This is a genomic window from Streptomyces sp. GC420 (assembly GCF_009916105.1).
In the GTDB taxonomy this organism is placed as follows: Bacteria; Actinomycetota; Actinomycetes; order Streptomycetales; family Streptomycetaceae; genus Streptomyces.
Window position 1 is genome coordinate 1 of record NZ_JAAAXQ010000095.1, and the last position, 22481, is coordinate 22481.

The 22481-nt window shown below is 72.8% G+C and carries 18 protein-coding genes and 1 pseudogene; 12 read left to right on the top strand and 7 right to left on the bottom strand.

Going from position 1 to position 22481, the window contains the following annotated elements; all coding sequences use genetic code 11:
* Positions 1–276: 276 nt before the first annotated feature.
* The 3 genes from GUY61_RS14500 to GUY61_RS14510 all read left to right on the top strand — a co-directional run bounded on the left by GUY61_RS14500 (position 277) and on the right by GUY61_RS14510 (position 2016).
* Positions 277–636: an STAS domain-containing protein gene (locus GUY61_RS14500; RefSeq protein ID WP_166630558.1), complete on the top strand. Its 360-nt coding sequence runs from the start codon at positions 277–279 to the stop codon at positions 634–636.
* 130 nt (positions 637–766) lie between these two features.
* Positions 767–1036, top strand: a complete 270-nt coding sequence (locus GUY61_RS14505; RefSeq protein WP_166630559.1) for a DUF6343 family protein — start codon at positions 767–769, stop codon at positions 1034–1036.
* 188 nt (positions 1037–1224) lie between these two features.
* Complete coding sequence (locus GUY61_RS14510) at positions 1225–2016, top strand: class I SAM-dependent methyltransferase (RefSeq protein ID WP_208105980.1); 792 nt, start codon at positions 1225–1227, stop codon at positions 2014–2016.
* 283 nt (positions 2017–2299) lie between these two features.
* Here the strand turns inward: GUY61_RS14510 and GUY61_RS14515 are convergent, their stop codons facing one another.
* The 4 genes from GUY61_RS14515 to rpsA form a co-directional block, all read right to left on the bottom strand.
* Positions 2300–2662, bottom strand: coding sequence for a tetratricopeptide repeat protein (locus GUY61_RS14515; RefSeq protein ID WP_166630560.1), 363 nt, complete (start codon positions 2660–2662; stop codon positions 2300–2302).
* 116 nt (positions 2663–2778) lie between these two features.
* A complete protein-coding gene (gene coaE, locus GUY61_RS14520) occupies positions 2779–3375 on the bottom strand; it encodes a dephospho-CoA kinase (protein WP_166630561.1) in 597 nt (198 codons plus the stop codon).
* 103 nt (positions 3376–3478) lie between these two features.
* Positions 3479–4417, bottom strand: a complete 939-nt coding sequence (locus GUY61_RS14525; protein ID WP_166630562.1) for a PAC2 family protein — start codon at positions 4415–4417, stop codon at positions 3479–3481.
* A 731-nt stretch (positions 4418–5148) separates the two neighbouring features.
* On the bottom strand, positions 5149–6654 hold the full coding sequence (gene rpsA, locus GUY61_RS14530; protein WP_166630563.1) for a 30S ribosomal protein S1: 1506 nt from the start codon (positions 6652–6654) through the stop codon (positions 5149–5151).
* Between the two features lie 385 nt (positions 6655–7039).
* Here rpsA and GUY61_RS14535 point away from each other — a divergent pair, with 385 nt between their 5' ends.
* Positions 7040–7888, top strand: coding sequence for a class I SAM-dependent methyltransferase (locus GUY61_RS14535; protein ID WP_313896664.1), 849 nt, complete (start codon positions 7040–7042; stop codon positions 7886–7888).
* A gap of 159 nt (positions 7889–8047) precedes the next feature.
* Complete coding sequence (gene hrpB / locus GUY61_RS14540) at positions 8048–10642, top strand: ATP-dependent helicase HrpB (protein WP_166630564.1); 2595 nt, start codon at positions 8048–8050, stop codon at positions 10640–10642.
* Here hrpB and GUY61_RS14545 read toward each other — a convergent pair.
* Together GUY61_RS14545 and GUY61_RS14550 are read right to left on the bottom strand one after the other, a co-directional pair.
* A complete protein-coding gene (locus GUY61_RS14545; RefSeq protein WP_166630565.1) occupies positions 10632–11636 on the bottom strand; it encodes a DUF3068 domain-containing protein in 1005 nt (334 codons plus the stop codon). The genes hrpB and GUY61_RS14545 overlap by 11 nt on opposite strands.
* Before the next feature lie 113 nt (positions 11637–11749).
* Entirely contained in the window at positions 11750–11896 is a 147-nt protein-coding gene (locus GUY61_RS14550; protein ID WP_166630566.1) for an SPW_0924 family protein, read from the bottom strand.
* Positions 11897–12091: 195 nt separating this feature from the next.
* On the opposite strand from GUY61_RS14550, the gene GUY61_RS14555 reads away from it, so the two are divergent.
* Positions 12092–12946: a DUF4184 family protein gene (locus GUY61_RS14555; protein ID WP_166630567.1), complete on the top strand. Its 855-nt coding sequence runs from the start codon at positions 12092–12094 to the stop codon at positions 12944–12946.
* 570 nt (positions 12947–13516) lie between these two features.
* Here GUY61_RS14555 and polA read toward each other — a convergent pair.
* Entirely contained in the window at positions 13517–16246 is a 2730-nt protein-coding gene (gene polA, locus GUY61_RS14560; protein WP_166630568.1) for a DNA polymerase I, read from the bottom strand.
* A gap of 173 nt (positions 16247–16419) precedes the next feature.
* Between polA and GUY61_RS14565 the strand changes: the two genes are divergently transcribed.
* From GUY61_RS14565 to GUY61_RS14590, 6 genes and pseudogenes are all read left to right on the top strand, one after another.
* Positions 16420–18699 (top strand): FdhF/YdeP family oxidoreductase, encoded by a 2280-nt coding sequence (locus GUY61_RS14565; RefSeq protein WP_166630569.1) that lies wholly within the window; start codon positions 16420–16422, stop codon positions 18697–18699.
* Positions 18700–18844: 145 nt separating this feature from the next.
* On the top strand, positions 18845–19333 hold the full coding sequence (locus tag GUY61_RS14570) for a hotdog fold thioesterase (RefSeq protein ID WP_166630570.1): 489 nt from the start codon (positions 18845–18847) through the stop codon (positions 19331–19333).
* 135 nt (positions 19334–19468) lie between these two features.
* Entirely contained in the window at positions 19469–19918 is a 450-nt protein-coding gene (locus tag GUY61_RS14575; RefSeq protein ID WP_166630571.1) for a hypothetical protein, read from the top strand.
* Entirely contained in the window at positions 19915–20550 is a 636-nt protein-coding gene (locus tag GUY61_RS14580) for a Tat pathway signal sequence domain protein (protein WP_166630572.1), read from the top strand. Before GUY61_RS14575 ends, GUY61_RS14580 begins: the two co-directional genes overlap by 4 nt.
* Positions 20551–20842: 292 nt before the next feature.
* On the top strand, positions 20843–22072 hold the full coding sequence (locus tag GUY61_RS14585; protein ID WP_166630573.1) for a branched-chain amino acid ABC transporter substrate-binding protein: 1230 nt from the start codon (positions 20843–20845) through the stop codon (positions 22070–22072).
* A gap of 129 nt (positions 22073–22201) precedes the next feature.
* Positions 22202–22481 (top strand): annotated as a pseudogene (locus tag GUY61_RS14590) (branched-chain amino acid ABC transporter permease); the annotation flags it as partial.

Consider the following 22481-nt stretch of genomic DNA (forward strand, 5'->3'; position numbering starts at 1 on the left):
CGGCGGCGGTGGTGTCGGTCATCGGAAGTCACCTCTGGAAGCGTCGTGATGTCGCGGTCACAGGGTCGGACCGCTCTCGCCCGCGGAACTCATCGCTCGGGCGCCGCCGAAGTCCGGGAACCCGCGTACCCGGAATCCGTACGCGACTTCGAGAGTGCGGGGCGGGGAACGCGGGGCACGGCGCGCGGGCAGGTGGAACAGGTCGCGGGTGAGGGGAGCATTCACGGGCCTTTTCGGGATACCCGTTGAACACAGACCTTTGGCGAGGAGTGACGCATGGACCTGTCGCACTACCAGGTTGCCGACCGGCTCGTGGTCGAGGTCACGGACGTCATAGACATCGCCAACGACCACGAGGTCGGCTCTTGCCTCCGCGGGCTCCTGGACCGCCGGGGCACCTCCGAACTCGTCGTGGACCTGCACGGCTGCATCGTGACGGCCACGGGCCTCCGTGTGCTGCTCCAGACCCAGCGCGTGGCCCGCGCCCGCGGCCTCGCAATGTGCGCCGTGGCCGCGCATCCACTGGCCCGCAAGGTCTTCCGGATCACCCACCTCCACGACTCCATCCCCTTGTACCCCTCTGTGGCCGAGGCGTTGAGGGACGTGACCAGGGACCTTGATCTCCACTGCGGCTGAGCCCCGAGCAGGAGCCGGACGGGAGCCGGACGGGCATCCGGACGGGCAGCCGGAGGGGCAGCCGGAGGGGCAGCCGGAGGGGCAGCCGGAAGGAGACTGTCCGTACCCTGGAACCGGGAGATGCGTCACGATGCGAACCGGCAGCGAACCGATGACCGCCCGCAGCCCGCTGCGGATGCGGTTCTGGCTGAGCGTGTGGGGCCTGATCTGGACCGTCGGCGGAAGCGTCGCCTTCGCGTTCCAGGGCCGGCCGGGCTGGGCGGTCGCCTGCGGGGTGCTTGCCCTGATCGTCGCCGTGGACCTGTTCATGGTCGTACGCCACATCCGCCAGGGTCCGCACTATCAGCCGGGCCCCGACGTCCCCCCGTACGAACCGCCCGATCCGCCCGGCCGGCGCTGAGTCCGTTCCGGGGCCCCGCCCCGGGATCCCCTCGGTCCCTCGGTCCCCGGTTCCGTGGAAATCCGCATGACAGGGCCGGGCCGGGTCGCCCATCATCCGTAGGTCCGCAACCGGCGGCCCATCGACGGCCAGGAGGTCGCCCCGGACGAGAGGCCCGTGGTCAAGCGCACCGTCGGAAGGGGGACGCCGTGAAGCGGCCGGAGACCGGGGACACGGGGGAAACACGGGAGCACGGAGCGACCGGGGAGACCCGCCCGGCCAGGCGGACCGGCGTGCCGGGGCTGTGGGAGATCGACGAACTCGCCCACGCGGGTCCCGAGCACCTCGACCCCGCGTTCGTCGCGGGCTTCGACCGCAAACAGGGATACCCCGATCCGGCCGCCGACCTCGCGCTGCTGCGCGACCACGGCATCGGTCCCTCCTCAACCGTCGTCGACCTCGGCGCCGGGACCGGCCGGTTCGCGCTGGCCGCGGTCCGCGCGGGCATCGGCAGGGTGATCGCGGTCGACATCTCGCCCGCCATGATCGGGCACCTGCGCGCGCGGGCCACCGAATCCGGCGCCACCGGACGGCTGGAGTGCGTACGGGCCGGCTTCCTGTCGTACGAGCACGAGGGGCCGGCCGCCGACGCGGTCCACACACGGCACGCCCTGCACCAGCTGCCGGACTTCTGGAAGGGCGTCGCCCTCGACCGGATCGCCCGGATCCTGCGGCCCGGCGGAATCCTCAGGCTCCGCGACCTGGTCTACGACTTCCGGCCCGCGCAGGCGCGCACCGTGCTCGACTCCTGGCTGGCGGGCGCGGCCCGCGACCCCGCGGACGGGTACACCGCCGAGGACTACGCCGAGCATGTACGCACCGAGCACAGCACCTACCGGTTCCTGCTGGAACCACTGCTGGAGGCGTCCGGCTTCGAGATCGCCGACGTCTCCTTCGAGGGCTCCCTGTACGGCGCGTACACGTGCGTGCGCCGCGGCTGAAACGGCACGCGCACGGCAACCGGCCGGGACGTGCGCCGGGGCCCGGGCGCGTCCGGGCCCGGGAGCGCGGGAAGCGCGGGAGCGCGGGAGCGCGGGAGCGCGGGAGCGCGGGAAGCGCGGGAGCGCGGGAGCGCGGGAAGCGCGGGAAGCGCGGGAGCGCGGGAGCGCGGGAAGCGCGGGAGCGCGGGAGCGCGGGAAGCGCGGGAAGCGCGGGAAGCGCGGGAAGCGCGGGAAGCGCCGTGGCGTGCGTGCCGCCGGAACGGCGCCGGCCGCCCGCGGCCCGCTACCGGCCGAACCTGGCGGCCCGCAGATACTCCGGCTTCGGATCGAGCGCCGCGGCCAGCCGGAAGTGCCGCAGGGCCTGCTGCGGACGGTTGGCGCGTTCGAAGGTCCTGGCGAGCGCGAAGTGCGCGAAGGCGTTGTCCGGCTCGCGCTCCAGGACCAGCTGGAACTCCAGCTCGGCGGGACGCAGCTGCGCCGCCGCGAAGAAGGCGCGGGCCCGCAGCAGCCGGGCGGCGGTGTTCTCGGGGTGGGCGGCGATGACCTCGTCGAGCAGCTTGACCGCGCCCCTGGGGTCGCGGGCTGCCAACAGCTGCTCGGCGGCGCGGTAGTCGATGACGTCGGTTTCCGGAGTGCGCTCGCTCACGGTCATGTCCTCCCATGCAGTGGACGCCCTGAGATGAACATCAGCGGCGGTCACCGTATTCCGGTGGCATTCCCGCGCACGCGCCCCGGGACACCACCGGGCGGCCGGAAAACCGGCTAGCGCCCCCGCTTCCTCAGTTCCTCCCACACCGCGCGCACCTGGGGCTCCAGCGCCTCCAGCGGCCCGTCGTTGTCGATGACGAGGTCGGCGACCGCCAGCCGCGCCGCGCGGTCGGCCTGCGCGGACATCCTGGCCCGCGCCTCCTCCTCGGTCATTCCGCGCAGCCGCACCAGCCGGTCCAGCTGGGTCTGCGGCGAGGCGTCGACGACCACGACCACGTCGTACAGCGGTGCCAGTCCGTTCTCGGTGAGCAGCGGCACGTCGTGCACGACGACGGCGTCGGGACCGGCCGCGCGCTCGAGTTCAGCGGAGCGCGCGCCGACCAGCGGGTGGACGATCGCGTTGAGGACGGCGAGCTTCTGCGGGTCCGAGAAGACGATGGCGCCGAGCCCGGGCCGGTCCAGGCCGCCGTCCCCGGTCAGAATCCGCGGCCCGAAGGCCTCCACGACCGCCGCGAGACCCGGAGTCCCGGGCGCCACCACCTCACGCGCGATCTTGTCCGCGTCGACGATCACCGCTCCGTACGAGTCGAGCAGCCGCGAGACCTCGCTCTTGCCGGCACCGATTCCGCCCGTCAGGCCCACCTTCAGCATGCCGAGCAGCATAGGCGGCGCCCGTCGCGGACGGGCAGGCAGTCCGCTCCGCCGGACGGTCGGGCCGGACGTCCGGCCAACCGTCCGCCCGCGCGTCCGGGGGTCAGCCCTCGCCCTCCCGCTCGGCGAGGAACCGCTCGAACTCGCGGCCGATCTCCTCGGCGGACGGGATGTCGGCCGGCTCGGCAAGCATGTTGCCCCTGGTCTCGGCGCCCGCCACGGCGTCGTACTGGTGCTCCAGGCCCTGGACCAGCGCGACCAGTTCCTCGTCGCCCTCGCCGATCTGACGCTCGATCTCGGTCTGGGTGCGGTGTGCGTCGTTGCGCAGCGCGTGCGCGACGCCCGGCAGGACCAGGCCGGTCGCGGCGGTGATCGCCTCAAGCGCCGTCAGAGCGGCGTCCGGGTACGGGGAGCGGGCCACGTAGTGCGGGACGTGCGCGGCCACGCCGAGCACGTCGTGCCCGGCCTCGGCGAGCCGGAACTCGACCAGCGACTCGGCGCTGCCCGGCACCTGGGCCTCCTCGAAGGGACTGCGGTGGCCGGGCATCAGGTCGGTGCGGTTGCCGTGCGGGGTGAGGCCCACGGGACGGGTGTGCGGCACACCCATCGGGATGCCGTGGAAGTTCACCGAGAGCCGCACACCGAGCCGCTCCACGACCTGCCGCACGGCGACCGCGAACCGCTCCCACTCCACGTCCGGCTCCGGCCCGGACAGCACGAGGAAGGGCGCCCCGGTGGCGTCCTGCACCAGCCGCACATCGATCGACGGCTCGTCGTACGAGGTCCAGCGGTCGCGCCGGAACGTCAGCAGGGGCCTGCGGGCGCGGTAGTCCACGAGCCTGTCGTGGTCGAAGCGCGCAACGACCTGGTTGGGGAGGTTCCCGAGGAGACGCTCGACGATCTGCTCGCCGGTCTCACCCGCGTCGATGTAGCCGTCGAAGTGGTAGAGCATGACCAGCCCGGCCGATTCCTGCGCGAGCGCCATGTCGACGACGGCGAGGCCCTTCGGCTCCCATTCGTACAAACTCTCCGGATCAAGCACTGTGACCGCTCCTCCTCGTGTTCATGGTCGACAACGCGGTGTTCGGCCCGGGCATTCCCCGGCGGGGCGCCGCGCGGGGCCCGGTGAGCGGCATCCAAGATCCCACGACCGTCCGCGGACTCCGTACCGTCCGCGACGGGACGGTGGCCCTGCGCGGCCGGACGCCGTCCCCGCACGCTACTGCCCGGTCCTGTGGGGAAGGCCACGACCGGACCCAACACGGGTGTCCGTTACGGCGTTTGGGGCCCGCGCCGGACCCGCGGCGTGAGCGGTGGAGAGCGCTGCGGCACCTCGGCCGTGAGCATGGACCGGCCGGTGAGCCCGCGCGCGCCGACCGCCCGCCCGCGGCCCGTCCGCTCCCCCGCGCGATCGACGGCAACGGCACGTCGTACCGGCCGCTGGGCGGCACGAAAGCCGGGCGACGCCGCTCCCCGGGCTTCGGGCCGCACCGGGCCGCCGCACGCGGGCACACCGCACCTCTGCCCGGCGGCAGGCCCCACCGCGGCCGGAGACGGTGACGCCGAAGCCGGCGCGCCTCACGGACCGCGCCCTCCTCCCGCCTCTCGCGCAAGGGGCCGTTATTGCGCTAATCCCACCGAGGGGCTCGCCCCCGGCGCGTCGCGACGCTGTTCCTCTCCCCTGACCTGCCGCAAAGCGGCGAGGCCCGCTCCCCCGACGGGGGAGCGGGCCTCGCCGCTTTGCCTACCTACTGGTGGCTGGCGGGTGAGCGATCAGCTCTGGCCGCCGGCCAGCTTCTCGCGGAGCGCGGCCAGGGCCTCGTCCGAAGCGAGGGCACCGGAGGTGTCGTCCGACTCCGAGGAGTACGAACCGCCGCCGCCCGCGCCCGCACCGGCGCCGGGCGCCGGGGCGCCCGCACCCTCGGCCGCGGCCTGCTCGTCGGCCTCGCGGGACTTGATGACCTGCGCCTGGTGCTGCTCGAAGCGCGCCTGCGCCTCGGCGTACTGGCGCTCCCACTCCTCGCGCTGCTTCTCGTAGCCCTCGAGCCAGTCGTTGGTCTCGGGGTCGAAGCCCTCGGGGTAGATGTAGTTGCCCTGGTCGTCGTAGGACGCGGCCATGCCGTACAGGGTCGGGTCGAACTCGACCGCCGTCGGGTCGGCACCGAAGGCCTCGTTTGCCTGCTTCAGCGAGAGGCTGATGCGACGGCGCTCGAGGTCGATGTCGATGACCTTGACGAAGATCTCGTCGTTGACCTGGACGACCTGCTCCGGGATCTCCACGTGGCGCTCGGCCAGCTCGGAGATGTGCACCAGACCCTCGATGCCCTCGTCCACACGGACGAACGCGCCGAACGGAACCAGCTTCGTGACCTTTCCGGGCACGACCTGGCCGATCTGGTGGGTGCGGGCGAACTGCTGCCACGGGTCTTCCTGGGTCGCCTTGAGCGACAGGGAGACGCGCTCGCGGTCCATGTCGACGTCCAGGACCTCGACCGTGACCTCCTGGCCGACCTCGACGACCTCGGAGGGGTGGTCGATGTGCTTCCAGGACAGCTCGGAGACGTGGACCAGACCGTCGACGCCACCCAGGTCCACGAAGGCACCGAAGTTGACGATCGAGGAGACGACGCCGGACCGCACCTGGCCCTTCTGGAGGGTGGTGAGGAAGGTCTGGCGGACCTCGGACTGGGTCTGCTCCAGCCAGGCACGGCGGGACAGGACCACGTTGTTGCGGTTCTTGTCCAGCTCGATGATCTTGGCCTCGAGCTCCTTGCCCACGTAGGGCTGGAGGTCGCGGACGCGGCGCATCTCGACCAGGGAAGCCGGGAGGAAGCCACGGAGGCCGATGTCGAGGATGAGACCACCCTTGACGACCTCGATGACGGTACCGGTGACGATCCCGTCCTCTTCCTTGATCTTCTCGATGGTGCCCCAGGCACGCTCGTACTGGGCGCGCTTCTTCGAGAGGATCAGGCGGCCTTCCTTGTCCTCCTTCTGGAGAACAAGGGCTTCGATCTCGTCACCGACGGCGACGACCTCGTTGGGGTCGACGTCGTGCTTGATCGAGAGCTCACGGCTCGGGATCACGCCTTCGGTCTTGTAACCGATGTCGAGCAGGACCTCGTCCCGGTCGACCTTCACGATGACGCCGTCGACGATGTCGCCGTCGTTGAAGTACTTGATCGTCTCGTCGATCGCGGCGAGGAAGGCTTCCTCGTTACCGATGTCGTTGACCGCTACCTGCGGGGTGGTGGCGGTGGTCTCGGTGCTGCTCGTCATGTGGGAAAGGGCTCCGGTACGGACATTGAGTCGTAGGTAATGCCACGCCGTGAGCCCGTATCGCAGCTGCAGAAGCCGGACAGCCTAGGAAGCGCCGAACCCCCGATACAACGGAGGGCGCCTCGACAACCGAGGGGACATACAACAGATGCGAGCGCGGCCTGCTCCGTCTGAGGCGCGCAGGCCCGCAGCGCAACTTGTAGCATACGGGGGCAGCCGGGCAGGGTCAATGCGCGAAGGCGCACACCCGGGGCGGATTGCCGCATTCCCGGCACAACTAACGTTGTGTGAGGCCACAGGGGCTCGCTCCGCGCACTTCCGCTCCGGGCTTCCGAGGACGTCCGGGCTTCGCCGCGCGTGAGCGAAGACTACGACGAGGGGCGCGATCATCCAAGAGTACGAAGGGCAAGAGCCACAGGTTCCCGGTGAGCCCGAGGAGCCCGGGGAGCCGCAGGCAACCCGGCGGCAAGCGGGCGACACGGAGTCCAGCCGGGCGAGTCGCGGCTGGTGGGACTCGAACGCCGACGACTACCAGAACGAGCACGGCGCGTTTCTCGGCGACGACCGCTTCGTCTGGGGCCCGGAAGGGCTCGACGAGGCCGAGGCACGGCTGCTCGGGCCGGCCTCGGCGCTGAAGGACAGGTCGGTGCTGGAGATCGGCGCGGGCGCGGCGCAGTGCTCCCGCTGGCTGGCAGGCCAGGGAGCCCGCCCGGTCGCCCTCGACCTCTCGCACCGCCAGCTCCAGCACGCCCTGCGCATCGGCGGCGGAATCCCGCTGGTCGAGGCGGACGCGGGCGCCCTGCCCTTCGCGGACGCCGCCTTCGACCTGGCCTGCTCGGCGTACGGGGCGCTGCCCTTCGTCGCCGACCCCGTGCGGGTGCTGCGCGAGGTGCGGCGGGTGCTGCGGCCCGGCGGCCGGTTCGTCTTCTCCGTCACCCATCCGATCCGCTGGGCCTTCCCCGACGAGCCCGGCCCCGAGGGGCTGTCGGTCTCAGCCTCGTACTTCGACCGCACGCCGTACGTCGAGCAGGACGCGGAGGGCCGGGCCGTCTACGTCGAGCACCACAGGACGATCGGCGACCGGGTCAGGGACGTGGTGGCCGCCGGGTTCCGGCTGGTGGACCTGGTCGAACCGGAGTGGCCGCTGTGGAACAGCCAGGAGTGGGGCGGCTGGTCCCCGCTGCGCGGCAGTCTCATCCCCGGCACGGCGATCTTCGTGTGCGACCGGGACTGAGGCCGGCGGGTACGCGCACGGCCCCGGACGTGTCCCTACCGGGTGGACAGGGCGCGCCGCCCGCGCCGGTGCCGGGCCGCACGCGGGCGCCGGGCCGCACGCGGGCGCCGGGCCGCACGCGGGCGCCGGGCCGCACGCGGGGCGTAAGAGACTGGGTGCGTGATCCGCACCGACTCGCTCGCCGCCCTGCCCGTACGCACCGCGCTCCCCGCCCTCGCGGAGGCGCTGGCCACCCGCGGGACGGCCGTGCTGTCCGCCCCGCCCGGGACCGGCAAGACGACGCTGGTGCCGCTGGCGCTGGCGGGACTGCTGGTGGACCCGGCGTCACCGCACCGGGTGCTGGTGGCGGAGCCGCGGCGGATGGCGGCACGGGCGGCGGCCCGCCGGATGGCGTGGCTGCTGGGCGAGCCGGTCGGTGAGCGGGTCGGCTTCACGGTGCGCGGGGAGCGGCGGGTCTCGGCACGCACCGTGGTGGAGGTCGTGACCACGGGCGTGCTGCTCCAGCGTCTCCAGCGGGACCAGGAGCTGCCCGGCGTCGGCACGGTGCTGCTGGACGAGGTCCACGAGCGGCACCTGGACGCGGACACGGCCGCCGCGTTCCTGCTGGACGTACGCGAGGCGCTGCGGCCCGAGCTGCGGCTGCTCGCCGCCTCCGCGACCACCGACGCCGCGGCCTGGTCCCGGCTGCTGGACGGCGCGCCGGTCGTCGAGGCGCGGGGCACGCTGCACCCAGTCGCGGTGACCTACGCGCCGCCGCCCGCCGGGGTGCGGCCCCCGCACGGCACCAGGGTCGATCCCGCGCTGCTCGGCCATGTGGCGGCCGTGGCGCGCAGGGCGCTGCGGGAGGTGCCGGACGGCGATGTGCTGTGCTTCCTGCCCGGCGTGGGCGAGATCGCCAGGGTGGCCGGGCTGCTCGCCGGGGCCGGCGCCGAGGTGCTCCAGCTGCACGGCCGGGCCCCGGCCGAGACGCAGGAGGCGGTGCTCGCGGGACCGCGGGAGCCGGGCCGCCGGATCATCCTGTCCACGTCGGTGGCCGAGTCGAGCCTGACGGTGCCGGGGGTACGGGTGGTCGTCGACTCGGGGCTGGCCCGCGAGCCGCGCACGGACCACGCCCGGGGGCTGGGGTCTCTGACGACGGTACGGGTGTCCCTGGCGGGCGCGGCGCAGCGCGCCGGCCGTGCGGGCCGTGAGGCACCCGGGCACGCCTACCGCTGCTGGGCCGAGGCCGAGAACGTCTCCCGGCCCCGTTTCCCCGCTCCGGAGATCGCGGTGGCGGACCTGACGGGCTTCGCCCTGCGCGCCGCGTGCTGGGGCGACCCGGAGGCGGCCTCGCTCTCCCTGCTCGACGCGCCGCCGGCGGGCGCGATGGCCGCCGCGAGGGAGGTGCTGGCCGCGATCGGTGCGGTGGACGCGGACGGCCGGCCCACCCCCCGCGGCACCCGGATGGCGGGCCTCGGCCTCCATCCGCGGCTGGCGCGGGCCCTCGTCGACGGCGCCGGACTGGTAGGGGCGGGGCGCGCGGCCGAGGTGGTCGCGCTGCTGAGCGAGGAGCCGCCGCCGGCGTACGGGGACGATCTGGCCACCGTGTGGCGGGCGGCCCGGCGCGGCGGCGACGCCTACGCGGCCCGCTGGCGCGCGGAGGCCCGCCGGCTGTCCGCGGCGGCCGGCGCGGCCGCGGCGGAGGCGGCCGGCGCCCGGGACGGTGCGGTGCGCGCCGCCGGGGACGGGCCGCGGGGTGACGACGACGCTGTGGCCGGACTCGTCGCCGCTCTCGCGTTCCCCGAGCGGGTGGCGCGGGCACGCGGCGACGGGTCGTGCCTGATGGTCTCCGGGACACGGGCCGAGCTCGCGGAGGGCTCGGGACTGCGCGGCGCGCCCTGGGTGGCCGTGGCGGTGGCGGACCGGCCGGCGGGGGCGGCGTCGGCGCGGGTCCGGCTGGGCGCGGCCGTGGACGAGGAGACCGCCGGGGAGGCCGCCGCGGCGCTGTACGCGGTGGGTGAGGAGGTCCGCTGGGACGGCGGCGACGTCGTCGCCCGGCACGTGGAGCGGCTGGGTGCGGTGGAACTGGCCGTACGCCCCTTGAGGACGCCGGGCCCCGGCCTCCTACGGCAGGCGCTGCTGGACGGGCTGCGCGCGGAGGGCACGGGGCTGCTGCGCTGGCCGCGCGAGGCCGTGGCCCTGCGGCAGCGGCTGGCGTTCCTGCACCGGACGGTGGGCGGGACCTGGCCCGACGTCGCGGACGAGGCCCTGCTCGCCCGGGCCGCGGAGTGGCTGGAGCCGGAGCTGGGCGCGGCACGGCGGCGGGCGGACCTGGAGCGGATCGACACCGCGCGGGCGCTGGGCCGGCTGCTGCCGTGGGCGACCGGGGATGCCGCCCGGCTGGACGAGCTGGCGCCGGAGCGGATCGAGGTGCCCAGCGGGTCCCGGATCCGGGTGGACTACTCGGGGGAGCGGCCCGTGCTGGCCGTGAAGCTCCAGGAGATGTTCGGGCTGGCCGAGACGCCGCGGGTGGCGGGCGTGCCGGTACTGGTGCATCTGCTGTCCCCGGCGGGCCGGCCGGCGGCCGTCACGGCCGACCTGGCGTCGTTCTGGCGTGACGGGTACCGGGCGGTGCGCTCGGAGCTGCGCGGCCGCTACCCCAGGCACCCGTGGCCCGAGGATCCCTCCGCCGCGGAACCCACCCGGCACACCAAGGCGCGGGCCGCGCGGCAGGCGGCGGAGCGGGCGGGCGGCAAGGGGCCCGTCACGCGCTGACCGGGTCCGGGTCCTCGGCGCCGGCGCGGGCCGGTGCCGGGTCCCGGCGCCCGGGCCCGCGGCCGCGTGCCTCCAGCACGAGGGCGAGGGCGAGCAGCGCCGCGCCCAGCCCCAGGAAGCCCTTGGGGAGGTACGAGGTCATCAGCAGCACCAGGGTCCGCTGGGAGCCGACCAGGGCGACGGTGTGGTCGATGTAGTCCTCGCGCATCCTCACGTGGCCGGAGAACGCGGTGACCTTGTCGCGGTCACCGAGGAGGGTGCCGCCGCGCAGTTCCTCGGTGTGGATCTCCTCCCCGTTGACGGGTGCGCCGGTGACGGGCTCGACCCAGAACATGCGCTTGGTGGTGTACCAGCGGGTCGTTCCCGTCTCTGCCACCGACTCCGGGGTGATGCCCTCGACGGGCAGCTTCTTCGGGAGCTTCACCCTGGTCCAGGGGACGGTCTGCTCGAAGTAGTAGACCTCCAGTCCGCGAAAGGTGCGGGTGCCCTTGTAGTGGATGGGCGCGGAGGTGCGGGTCTGCGCGTCGAAGTACTCGTAGTCGCGTTTCTCGGTGAGGAAGGGCCACTTGAACTCGATGCCCTCGCGCCTGACCGGGTCGCCGTCGACGGACTCGCCGGTGGCGTGGACGGGGGCCTGGCTGTGGGCGTCGAAGATGTACCGCTCGGGCAGCAGGGACACCATCTTCCCGTCGGGCCCCTCGACGTAGGCCAGGCCGTCCCAGACCACGACGTCCCGCCCGGCGCTGCGCTCGATCTTCTCGGACTCCTCCACGTTGCCCTTGAGCGTCTGCACGATGGTGACCTTCTCGACCTTCCGCGCGCGCATCGTGCCGTAGTCGAGGAGGGTCGCGGGCCTGGCCTCCAGCACCGTCTCCTGGTACTGGCCCGGGGGGATCTCCACCAGCCGGGGGAAGGCGTAGTGGCGCAGCAGCGGGGACAGGGCGGCGAAGAAGACGGCGAGGGCGAGCAGTACGAGGCTGGCTTTGCGGCGCACGGGGCGGCCCCCTTCACGTCTTGCGCTCTGCGCATCGCGGTCTGTCGTTGCTGTCGTGTGTCGTTGCCGTCGTTGCTGTCATGGCCGTCGTTGCTGTCATGGCCCTCGTTGCGTCACCGCCCCTTCGGGCCCGGCACGGTGGTGAGCAGGGGTTCCGGCGAGGTCTCGCCGGGCGAGGAGCAGGAGGCGAGCGCGGTCAGGCCGAGGACCAGCGCGAGCGCGGCGGCCAGTCCGACGGCGGCGGCGGTCAGGGCACGCATGCTGGGCCTCCCCCGGGCGGTGCGCCCACCCATGAGCTGATGATGCGTCAGTTTCTTCGGGTCCCGGCACCGTAGCAACGACCGGCCGACATGAGAACAGTCCGCGCACTCCCGTGCCGCGGGGAGGGAACTCCCCGGGCGGTCCCCTGCGTCCCGCATACCGACCGCAGTTGATCAACGGCCGTTGGGGAGCAGATGCCGTTCACGCTCAGTCATGCCGCCGCCGTTCTGCCGGGCATCCGCAGAAGCGGGGCCGCACGCGGCGGCCTGATCGCCTCGGCGCTGGTCGCCGGGTCCTTCTCCCCCGACCTCACGTACTACGCCGCCTCGGTAGTGCCCGGCGCGATGGAGTTCGGCGACTTCACGCACGGCCCGCTCGGCGTGTTCACCGCCGACGTGCTGCTCACGGCGCTGCTGGTGGGGCTGTGGCTGCTGCTGCGCGAACCCCTGGTGGCGCTGGTGGTGCCCGAGGCGTGGCGAGGCCGGGTGTACGGGGTGCTGGCGGGCCGGAGCCTGCGCGGGCGCGGCGCGCTGCCGCTGGCCTGCGCGTTCTACACCTCCGCGGTCATCGGGGCGGGCACGCATGTCGTGTGGGACGCGTTCACGCACCTGGACCGCTGGGGCATGCGGGTCCTCCCGGTGCTCGGCGAGGAGATCGCCGGCTCCCCGCTGTACTGGTACGCGCAGTACGGGGGCTCCGCGGTGGCCTTCGTGGTGATCGTCTGGTTCCTGGTCTCCGCGGTCCGCCGCCAGGACGGCCCGGTGGGGACACCGGCGGCGCTGCCCCGGCCGACCCGCGGCGAGCGGATCGCGTCCTGGGCGGCCCTGGCGGTGTGCGTCCTCCTGGCGGCCGCGCACCGCTGCCTGCGCTGGTGGGCGTACCACGGCGCGGACGCCAAGGCCTACGAGATCATCCCGACGTTCTGCTTCGGCGCGGGCGCGGGCCTGGCCGCGGCACTGCCCCTGTTCGCCCTGGCGATCCGCCTGCGCCACCCTGCCCGCCACAGCTCTCCGGCCCGTCACGAACCCAGCCCTCAGCCGTCCCGCTGACAGCCGTCCGCGGCCGCGGAGCCGCGCAGCCCTTCCTCTCCGTCCGCGGGCGGACGTCCCCGGACCGCATGCGCGGGACCCGCCAGGTCTGCTCCGGCCTTCGCGCGTCGAGCGTGGCGCCCCGCGAGGGAACATCCGGCGGCCGCGGACGCCGGGCCGGTGCCTCCGGCGAACCCGGGGCGAGCGGCGCGGACACCGCGGCTCCCGCGGGCAGGACACCGGCCGCGGCCGGACACACCGGCCACCCGCGGGGCGCCCGGAGCCCCGCCCGAGGGAGCCCCCCCGGCCGGAGCACTGAGCGAGGACGTCCCGCGAAACGGGCCCGACCGCGGCCGCGCCGGCCCGAGGCATGGCCCCTGCCCGCGGTGCGGTCCGCTCACGCTCGCACGTCCGTGACGGCGGCAGCACGGTGCCCAGCCCGGAAGGCCGGCGGGCTTCACGCCCGCCGGGCCCGCAGGCCCACCCCTCACGGTGCGCCCGGGCGGCCGCCCGCCATCCGGCGGACCCCGTGGGCCGGCGCGGGCGCCGGGGAGCGGTGAAGTGACACGGCCCCGCCCGCGCCGGACGCGGTCAGTGGGCCGCGGACTCCCAGTCCGTCCCGTCGCCGACGGACACGTCGAGCGGGGCGCGGAGCTCCACCGCGGACGCCATTTCGCGGCGGACCAGTTCCTCCACCCGGTCGCGCTCGCCCGGGGCGATCTCCAGGACGATCTCGTCGTGGACCTGGAGGAGCATCCGCGACTTCAGGCCCGCCTCGGTCAGGGCCCTGTCGACCCGCAGCATCGCGATCTTCACGATGTCCGCGGCGGTGCCCTGGATCGGCGCGTTGAGGGCCATCCGCTCGGCCGTCTCACGGCGCTGGCGGTTGTCGCTGTTGAGATCGGGGAGATACCGGCGGCGGCCCAGCATCGTCTCCGTGTAGCCCGTGGCACGGGCCTCCTCGACAGCACGGTGGAGGTAGTCCCGGACCCCGCCGAAGCGCTGGAAGTAGGTGTCCATCAGGCCGCGCGCCTCGGCCGCCTCGATGCCGAGCTGCTGGGAGAGCCCGAAGGCGGACAGGCCGTACGCGAGACCGTAGGACATCGCCTTGATCTTCCGGCGCATCTCCGCGTCCACGGCGTCCTTGGGCACCGAGAAGACCTGGGAGGCCACGGTGGTGTGCAGGTCCTCGCCCGAGGTGAACGCCTCGATCAGGCCCTCGTCCTCGGACAGGTGGGCCATCACGCGCAGCTCGATCTGGCTGTAGTCGGCGGTCATCAGCGACTCGTAGCCCTCGCCCACGACGAAACCGCGGCGGATGGCCCGGCCCTCGTCGGTGCGCACCGGGATGTTCTGCAGGTTCGGGTCGGTGGAGGAGAGCCGGCCGGTGGCCGCCACCGTCTGGTTGAAGGTGGTGTGGATACGGCCGTCGGCGGCGATCGTCTTGATCAGTCCCTCGACGGTGACCCGCAGCTTCGCCTGCTCGCGGTGGCGCAGCATGATCACGGGCAGTTCGTGCTCGGTCTGCGCGGCGAGCCATGCCAGGGCGTCGGCGTCCGTCGTGTACCCGGTCTTGGTCTTCTTCGTCTTCGGCAGGCCCAGCTGATCGAAGAGGATCTCCTGGAGCTGCTTGGGCGAGCCCAGGTTGAACTCGCGGCCGGCCGCGGCGTGCGCCTCCTTGACCGCCTGGGCCACCGCGTCGGCGAACTGCTGCTCCATGCGCTCCAGATGCTCGCGGTCGGCCCCGATGCCGGCGCGTTCCATGCGGGCGAGCAGCGCGGAGGTGGGCAGCTCGATGTCGGTGAGGAGCTCGGCGGCGCCGACGTCCCCGAGCCGGACGGTGAAGGCGTCACCGAGGTCCAGGACGGCGCGGGCCTGTGCCATCAGGGCGTCGGCCTCGGCCTGCTCGTCGACGCCGAAGGCGAGCTGCCCGTCGGCGGCGGGCGGGGCGAGTTCCCGCCCGAGGTACTCGACGGCGAGGGCGTCCAGGGCGAAGGAGCGGCGGCCGGGCTTGACGAGGTAGGCGGCGAGGGCTGTGTCCATGGCCACGCCGCCGACCGTCCAGCCGTGCTCGGCGAAGACCCGCATGACGCCCTTGGCGTTGTGCAGCACCTTCGGCCGGGCCGGGTCGGAGATCCAGGCGGCGAAGGCCCGCTCGTCGGCCTCGTCGAGCTGCGAGGGGTCGAACCAGGCCGCCTCGCCGCCGGCCCCCGCCAGCGCGATCTCGCTGACGCTGCCGGCGCCCAGCGCCCAGGCGTCCACACAGGCCAGGCCCAGCGGCTGCCCGCCGTGCCGCGCCAGCCAGGGCGCCAACTCGCCCGCACCGAGCACCGCGCCGTCCAGCGCGACCCCCGCGGCCGGGGCGGTCTCCTCCTCCTCGGCGCCGGGGTCTACGGCGAGGAGCCGCTCCCGCAGGGAGGGGTTGCGGATCTCCAGGGTGTCCAGGAAGAGGGTGAGCGCCTGGCGGTCGTAGGGCGCGCGATCCAGGTCGGCGACGGCCTTGGGCAGTTCGACGTCCCTGACCATCTCGGTGAGCCTGCGGTTGGTCTTCACCGACTCCAGGTGGTCGCGGAGGTTCTGCCCCGCCTTGCCCTTGACCTCGTCGACCCGCTCGACCAGCTCGGCGAAGGAACCGAACTGGTTGATCCACTTCGCGGCGGTCTTCTCGCCGACGCCGGGGATGCCGGGCAGGTTGTCGGACGGGTCACCGCGCAGCGCCGCGAAGTCCGGGTACTGGGCGGGGGTGAGGCCGTACTTCTCCCGGACCTTCTCCGGCGTGAACCGGGTCAGCTCCGAGACGCCCTTGGTGGGGTACAGCACCGTCGTGTGTTCGCTGACGAGCTGGAAGGAGTCACGGTCACCGGTGACGATCAGCACCTCGAAGCCGGCGGCCTCGGCCTGGGTGGCGAGGGTGGCGATGATGTCGTCCGCCTCGAAGCCCTCGACGGCGAACCGCTCGGCCCGCATGGCGTCCAGCATCTCGCCGATCAGCTCGACCTGGCCCTTGAACTCGTCGGGCGTCGACGTCCTGTTCGCCTTGTACTCCGGGAACTCGTCGGAGCGCCAGGTCTTGCGGGACACGTCGAAGGCGACCGCGAAGTGCGTGGGCCGCTCGTCCCGCAGCGTGTTCGCGAGCATGGAGGCGAATCCATAGATTGCGTTCGTCGGCTGCCCCAGAGCGGTCGTGAAGTTCTCCGCGGGCAGCGCGAAGAACGCCCGGTAGGCGAGGGAGTGCCCGTCCATGAGCATCAGCCGGGGACGGCTCCGCTCCCCACCTGCGGAGTCGGACTGTGCGGTCTGCTTCGGTGCTGTCTCTGCCACGCCCCCGATCCTGCCACGGCCCACTGACAGCCGTGACCGCGCGCACGGACCCCGGCGGCCCCCCGCGGGCCCGCGGGGACATGAGGGACGCCGCCACCACGTGCGACCATCGGAATCAGCGGCACTCGCGGTGTGCGACGGCCGCGCGACGGGACGCGCGAAGGGGAGCGATCATGGCAGTCGAGCCGCCGCAGTCAGACCCGGTGCAGGACGCGCCGGAGGTGTCGGCGCCGCAGCACGCCGCGGCCGGGCTTCCCGCGATCGGCCACACGCTGCGGATGGCACAGGCGCAGATGGGAGTACGGCGCACCGCCCTGACCCTGCTGCGCGTCAACCAGAAGGACGGCTTCGACTGCCCCGGCTGCGCCTGGCCCGAGGGCGATCACCGGCACACGGCGGAGTTCTGCGAGAACGGCGCCAAGGCCGTCGCCGAGGAGGCGACGCTGCGCCGGGTCACCCCGGAGTTCTTCGCCGCGCACCCGGTCGCCGACCTCGCCGACCGCAGCGGCTACTGGCTGGGCCAGCAGGGCCGCCTCACCCACCCCATGTACCTGGCGGAGGGCGCCGAGCGCTACGAGCCGGTCGGCTGGGACCGTGCCTTCGACATCGTCGCCGGGGAACTGGCCGCGCTCGGCTCCCCCGACGAGGCGGTGTTCTACACCTCGGGCCGCACCAGCAACGAGGCCGCGTTCCTCTACCAGCTCTTCGCCCGCGAGTTCGGCACGAACAACCTGCCCGACTGCTCCAACATGTGCCACGAGTCGTCCGGCTCCGCGCTGACCGAGACCATCGGCGTCGGCAAGGGCAGCGTCCTCCTCGAAGACCTCTACAAGGCCGACCTGATCATCGTCGCCGGCCAGAACCCCGGCACCAACCACCCCCGGATGCTCGCCGCGCTGGAGAAGGCCAAGGCCGGCGGCGCGCGGATCATCACGGTGAACCCGCTGCCCGAGGCGGGCATGGAGCGGTTCAAGAACCCGCAGACCCCCAAGGGCCTCGCGGGCGGCGGCACCCCGCTGACCGACCTCTTCCTGCAGATCCGCATCGGCGGCGACCAGGCACTGTTCCGGCTCCTGAACAAGCTGGTCCTCGACACCCCGGGCGCCGTCGACGAGGAATTCGTCCGCGAACACACCCACGGTTACGAGGAGTTCGCCGCCGCCGCCCGCGCCGCCGACTGGGACGGGACACTGACGGCGACCGGCCTCGACCGCGCCCGGATCGAGGAGGCCCTGCGCATGGTCCTCGCCTCGGAGCGCACCATCGTGTGCTGGGCGATGGGCCTGACCCAGCACAAGCACGCCGTCGCCACCATCCGCGAGGTGGTGAACTTCCTGCTGCTGCGCGGCAACATCGGACGGCCCGGTGCCGGCGTGTGCCCCGTGCGCGGCCACTCCAACGTCCAGGGCGACCGCACCATGGGCATCTTCGAGCGGCCCGCGCCCGCCTTCCTCGACGCCCTGGAGAAGGAGTTCGGCTTCGCCCCGCCCCGCCACCACGGCCTGGACACGGTGGACTCCATCCGCGCCCTGCGCGACGGACGGGCGAAGGTCTTCTTCGCGATGGGCGGCAACTTCGTCGCCGCCTCCCCCGACACGGACGTCACCGAGGACGCGATGCGCCGCGCCCGGCTGACCGTCCACGTGTCGACCAAGCTGAACCGCTCGCACGCCGTGACCGGCGCCCGGGCACTCATCCTGCCCACACTCGGCCGCACCGAGCGGGACGTGCAGGGCGGCGGCGACCAGTTCGTGACCGTCGAGGACTCCATGGGCATGGTGCACGCCTCACGCGGCCGCCTGGAGCCCGCGAGCCCGCACCTGCTGTCCGAGACGGCCATCGTGTGCCGGCTCGCCCGCCGGGTCCTCGGCGAGAGCTCCGCGACACCCTGGGAAGAGTTCGAGACGGACTACGCCACGATCCGCGACCGGATCTCCCGCGTCGTGCCGGGCTTCGAGGACTTCAACGACAAGGTGGCACGCCCCGGCGGCTTCGCCCTGCCGCACGCCCCGCGCGACGAGCGGCGCTTCCCGACCGCCACGGGCAGGGCCAACTTCACCGCGGCCGGGGTGGAGTACCCCGAACTGCCCGAGGGCCGGCTGCTGCTGCAGACCCTGCGCTCCCACGACCAGTACAACACCACCGTCTACGGCCTGGACGACCGCTACCGCGGCATCAGGAACGGCCGCCGGGTGGTGCTGGTCAACCCCGGGGACGCCCGGGAGCTCGGCCTCCCCGACGGCTCGTACGCCGACCTGGTCTCGGAGTGGAACGACGGCACGGAGCGCCGCGCCCCCGGCTTCCGGGTCGTCCACTACCCGACGGCGCGCGGCTGCGCCGCGGCGTACTACCCGGAGACGAACGTCCTGGTGCCGCTGGACGCCACCGCCGACACCAGCAACACGCCCGCCAGCAAGTCCGTCGTCGTCCGCCTGGTCCCCCTCCCGCAGTGACCGCCGGGCCCCGCTCCGGCCGTGCGCGCGGTACCGCCGCGCGCACGCCGCCGCGCACGGGAACAGAACCCCCCGTATGAGCGTTCGCTTAGCCACCTGATAAGACGGTGTCCACCACACGCAAAATCGAACGGAGCCGGACCACATGGGTGAGCAGCGCACGGTGAACTTCCCGCAAGAGGTCATCGACGAGTACACAGCACTGGGCGTCGACCTCCATGCCATGTTCTCCGCCGGCCACCTCGGCACCCGCATGGGCGTCGAGATCGTCGAGGCCTCCGCGGACCGCGTCGTGGGCACCATGCCGGTCGAGGGCAACACCCAGCCCTACGGCCTGCTGCACGGTGGCGCCTCCGCCGTCCTCGCCGAGACGCTGGGCTCCATCGGCTCCATGCTGCACGGCGGCAGCGGCAAGATCGCCGTCGGCGTGGACCTCAACTGCACCCACCACCGGGGCGTGCGCTCCGGCACGGTCACCGGCGTCGCCACACCGCTGCACCGCGGCCGCTCCACCGCCACCTACGAGATCGTCGTCACCGACGAGCAGGACAAGCGGGTTTGCACGGCCCGGCTGACCTGCATGCTGCGTGACGTCGGCCCCGCCGACGCCGCCCGCGTCGGCGCCGCCGGCTGAGACGGCCGCCCGGCGCCTCCCCGCCGCCCCGGCATCCGCCGGGCACCCGCACACATCCGGCCGGGTCCGTCCCGGGAACGGCCCGGCCGACGCGAGCCATTGATCCCGGGTCGCCGCGCGCCCTAGCGTTCACTCATGAGGACAGGAGCAGCGCCCCGCTCCGGGGCGGTACTCGGCCGGGCACTCGGGCCGGCGGTCGTGTTCGCCGCCGCGGTCACCGGCTGCGGATCCGGGGGATCCGGGGATTCCGGCGCCGGGGCGGCCCCACCGCCCTCCTCCGCCTCCCCCTCCGCGTACGCTTCCCGGTCCCCCTCGCCGTCGGCCACCCCGCCCGCGGAGCTGTGCGCGCGGATCGTCGCGCACTGGTCGCGCGCCGTCCTGGACACCGGCACCTACGGCGACTACCAGTCGATGGGCCTGTCCAACGGCCAGTACGAGATCCTCAGGGGGATCGTGGACGCCGCGCGGGCCGAACGGGACCGCGAGGGGCGCGCCGCGGCCGAGGGCCTGATCGACCGCCGCGCCCACGAGCGCTGCGAGGAGCGGTACCGCGGCGGAGGGCCGACCGGAGGTGCCTGGCAGTGAGCGGCACCGGCCCCGTCGAACCCGGAGAGGGCACCCACGCCTGGGACGGCGACGCCTGGCACGGCACCGGCGATCCGGGCGCGGCCCCGCCGCCCCGCTCCCGGGGCCGGCTCGCCGAGGCGTACACGCGGCACCGGCGGGCCGTGATCGCCGCCGCGTCCGCGGTGGCCCTCGCCCTGACCGGCGGCTACGTCTACGCCACCCGGCCGCAGGACCCGCCGCCGCCCGTCACCCCCATGCCGTCCCAGGTCGTCACCGTCGCCTATCTGGGCGAGCGGCAGACCCCGGCCGGGACCCTGGAGGGAGCCTTCAGCTTCGCCGTCGAGCTCACCGTGGACGCGGGCCCCCCGGTGACCGTGCAGCGGATCGTCCAGCCGTCCGCCGCCCTCGCCCTGAGCACCGAGCCGCGGACCCCGTTCCGCACCCGCGTCGGCCACCCGCACCGGATTACGGTCACCGCTTATGTGACCGATTGCACCAGTGCGCCACGCAGCGCCCGTCTCCCTTTCATCGATGTAACGCTGCGTAATACGCGCGCAATCCAGTCACACAGCTTCATCCTGGGCGAGCGGTACGCCCAAGACCTCTCCAAAGCAATCGAAGTAGCCTGCGGCAACGAGCAGGCGTCATGAGCCAAACAGTGGAACAGTCCTGCATCCATGACAGAGCACCCTGCGTTTTCTCACTATGCGGACAAGACGAACCGGCCGGAATTCACCCGTTCCGCCCGCCGAGTCGCGCTCTGCATTACGCCCCGGCATAACAAGAGCGTCACATCATGGCCCGGAACACTCCATCATTTCCTCCTACCCGCCTAGAGTCACCGCCAGTCACCGCGCCACCGGAATCGGACCACAACCGATCCAGCGCTCGACTCGGCGCGTTCCACGAGGGGCCGCTGTGCCAGGGAAAGGAAACTGACTCGTGCGTCAACGTTCGCTCATCGCCATAACCGCCGCGCTGGCGGCGGGTGCGCTCACTCTCACCGCCTGCGGCTCGCGCGACGAAGAGGGCGGCTCGAACACCGGCGGCGGCACCACCGTGGTCATCGGAATCGACGCCCCGCTCACCGGCGACCTGTCGGCACTGGGCCTGGGCATCAAGAACTCCGTGGACCTCGCGGCCAAGCAGGCCAACGAGAAGAAGTACGTCGACGGCATCACCTTCGAGGTCGAGGCCCTCGACGACCAGGCCCAGCCGTCGTCCGGCCAGCAGAACGCCACCAAGCTCGTCGCCAACAAGGAAGTCCTCGGCGCCGTCGGCCCGCTGAACTCCTCCGTCGCCGAGTCCATGCAGAAGGTCTTCGACGACGCCAAACTCGTCCAGGTCTCCCCCGCCAACACCAACCCGGCCCTCTCCCAGGGCCCGGACTGGAACGGCGGCACCAAGGCCCGCCCGTACAAGTCGTACTTCCGCACCGCGACCACGGACGCCATCCAGGGCCCGTTCGCCGCGCAGTACCTGTACAACGACGACAAGAAGAAGAAGGTCTTCGTCATCGACGACAAGAAGACCTACGGCGCCGGCCTCGCCGCCACCTTCACCGACGAGTTCAAGAAGCTCGGCGGCAAGGTCGTCGGCACCGACCACATCGACCCGGACACCAAGGACTTCTCCGCGGTCGCCACCAAGGTCAAGAAGTCCGGCGCCGACGTCGTCTACTACGGCGGCGAGTACCCCCAGGCCGGCCCGCTCAGCAAGCAGATCAAGAAGGCCGGAGCCAAGATCCCGCTCGTCGGCGGCGACGGCATCTTCAGCGCCGACTTCATCAAGCTCTCCGGCAAGGACGGCCAGGGCGACCTCGCCACCTCCGTCGGCGCGCCCGTCGAGGAACTGCCCTCCGCCAAGGAGTTCGTCGCCAACTACAAGAAGGCCCAGTACAAGGAGCCCTTCGAGGCGTACGGCGGCTACTCCTACGACTCCGCCTGGGCGATCATCGAGGCCGTCAAGGCCGTCGTCGAAGCCAACGACGGCAAGCTGCCCGACGACGCCCGCGCCAAGGTCACCGAAGCCATGCAGAAGGTCTCCTTCGACGGCGTGACCGGCAAGGTCTCCTTCGACGAGTTCGGTGACGCCACCAACAAGCAGCTCACCGTCTACAAGTACGAGGGCGACGCCTGGAAGCCGGTCAAGTCCGGCACCTACACCGGCTGACCCACACACCCGCACCAAGAAAGCCGCGCGGGGCGCTGCACCAACTAGCGCCCCGCGCGGTGCCACATCCGGCCAAAACCGGATATCGGTCACATCCGTCGAACATCCGAACGTCTCGGAGGACATGCGGTGAACGAACTGCCGCAGCAGCTGGTCAACGGCCTGCTACTAGGATCCATGTACGGGCTGGTCGCCATCGGCTACACAATGGTCTACGGCATCGTCCAGCTCATCAACTTCGCCCACGGCGAGATCTTCATGACCGGGGCCTTCGGCGCACTCACGGTCTACGTGTACGTCCTCCCCGACGGCACGTCCATGCTGATCGCCCTGCCGCTCATGCTCATCGGGGCCGTCCTCGTCTCCACCACCGTCGCCGTCGGCGCGGAACGCTTCGCCTACCGCCCCC

Coding starts and splice junctions, on each gene's coding strand:
- GUY61_RS14500 (WP_166630558.1), top strand. CDS start 277: ATGGACCTGTCGCACTACCAGGTTGCCGACCGGCTCGTGGTCGAGGTC.
- GUY61_RS14505 (WP_166630559.1), top strand. CDS start 767: ATGCGAACCGGCAGCGAACCGATGACCGCCCGCAGCCCGCTGCGGATG.
- coaE (WP_166630561.1), bottom strand. CDS start 3,375: ATGCTGAAGGTGGGCCTGACGGGCGGAATCGGTGCCGGCAAGAGCGAG.
- rpsA (WP_166630563.1), bottom strand. CDS start 6,654: ATGACGAGCAGCACCGAGACCACCGCCACCACCCCGCAGGTAGCGGTC.
- GUY61_RS14550 (WP_166630566.1), bottom strand. CDS start 11,896: ATGCGTGCCCTGACCGCCGCCGCCGTCGGACTGGCCGCCGCGCTCGCG.
- GUY61_RS14555 (WP_166630567.1), top strand. CDS start 12,092: ATGCCGTTCACGCTCAGTCATGCCGCCGCCGTTCTGCCGGGCATCCGC.
- GUY61_RS14565 (WP_166630569.1), top strand. CDS start 16,420: ATGGCAGTCGAGCCGCCGCAGTCAGACCCGGTGCAGGACGCGCCGGAG.
- GUY61_RS14570 (WP_166630570.1), top strand. CDS start 18,845: ATGGGTGAGCAGCGCACGGTGAACTTCCCGCAAGAGGTCATCGACGAG.
- GUY61_RS14575 (WP_166630571.1), top strand. CDS start 19,469: ATGAGGACAGGAGCAGCGCCCCGCTCCGGGGCGGTACTCGGCCGGGCA.